Origin of the sequence: Senimuribacter intestinalis (genome assembly GCF_943192965.1) — a bacterium.
In the GTDB taxonomy this organism is placed as follows: Bacteria; Bacillota; Clostridia; order Peptostreptococcales; family Anaerovoracaceae; genus Senimuribacter; species Senimuribacter intestinalis.
The window spans coordinates 1-1,243 of record NZ_CALPCF010000034.1 but is presented as its reverse complement, the minus strand read 5'-3'; the positions used below and the strand labels follow the sequence as shown (position 1 = coordinate 1,243).

General features: G+C 40.5%; 2 protein-coding genes. Both read left to right on the top strand.

Annotated features, from left to right (window positions below; translation table 11 throughout):
* The first annotated feature begins 72 nt into the window (after positions 1-72).
* A complete protein-coding gene (locus tag NFR88_RS15000; protein ID WP_251617291.1) occupies positions 73-354 on the top strand; it encodes a transposase in 282 nt (93 codons plus the stop codon).
* Positions 291-1,205, top strand: coding sequence for an IS3 family transposase (locus tag NFR88_RS14995; protein ID WP_307726241.1), 915 nt, complete (start codon positions 291-293; stop codon positions 1,203-1,205). The genes NFR88_RS15000 and NFR88_RS14995 overlap by 64 nt, the downstream gene beginning before the upstream one ends.
* Positions 1,206-1,243 lie beyond the last annotated feature (38 nt).

Genomic DNA, 1,243 nt, shown 5'->3' with positions numbered 1-1,243 from the left:
TGAGCTGATACAATAAAGTTGTAATAGGAGTGAGACTTTTGTAAAATATAGTAAAACGAAAGGAGTACCCCTATGATCCATATTGAACCTGAGCTTGAAGCTCAAATTATTAAACTGCATGTGCAAGACGGCAGAACAATGATTAGTTTAGCCGATGAGTTCGGAATATCCCGTTATGTCATTTCACGAATCATAAAAAACTATCGTATGGCAGCCAATAAAAATGCAGAAAGTGCAAAGCAGCTTGCGGATATGGAACGACTGCGGCGCCTTCAGGAAGAGAATGAAGAATTGAAAAAGGAGAACGATTTCCTAAAAAAAGCAGCGGCGTTCTTTGCGAAGGAGGGCAAATAGCAGTCTACAAGTTTATCGACCGGTATGCCAAACGCTACGGAGTAAACTGGCTTCTTGGTCATTTTCATGTTTGTCCAAATGCTTACTACAACTACAAGAAGCACCGCAAAGACGCCAAACAGAAAAAGAAAGCAGCTATCCTTAAATGCATTGAGCGCATTTACCACCAAGCCGGAGGAAGACCAGGCTACCGTATGATGCAGAAGATGCTTGAAAACAAAGGAATTCACTGCAGTGTTCAGACCGTCCGTAAGTATATGAATGTTGAATTAGGGCTGAAGTCTGTTACACGAAAAGCAAAATACCGTTACCACAAAGAAGCTGAAGCATACGAGATTTCAAAGGATTTGCTGGAGCGAGGCTTTACTGCTGAAACTAGAAATTCCAAATGGTGTATAGACTTTACATATCTGTCTTTTGCAGACAAGAAAAAGCGTTACAACTGCACCATTATTGATTTATATGATCGAAGAGTGGTAGCAAGTGTTAACGGAAGGCGCATCAATACAAAACTTGCGATTGACACAGTGAGAAAAGCATTGGAAATATGCGGAAAAGAGGGCGGAATGATTTTGCATAGTGACCGTGGGAGTCAATTTACATCCAAAGAGTTTGTAGATTTTTGTAAAACGCAGGGTATTCGGCAAAGTATGAGCAAACCAGGCTGTCCGTATGATAATGCACCAATGGAACGCTATTTCAACACATTGAAAGCAGAACTTGTCAATCTGAAAGTCTTTCATGATGAAGAAATGCTTTATCGTGAAATTAATGCATACGCTTATGGTTGGTACAACAATGTTAGACCACATTCCTACAACGATGGTCTGCCGCCAGCAAAAGTTATGTAAATGCCACATTGCTATTACAACTTTGCTTGACCAGAACA

What these genes read in the sequence shown, in the direction of transcription:
- NFR88_RS15000 (WP_251617291.1), top strand. Translation starts at nt 73, where the DNA reads ATGATCCATATTGAACCTGAGCTTGAAGCTCAAATTATTAAACTGCAT.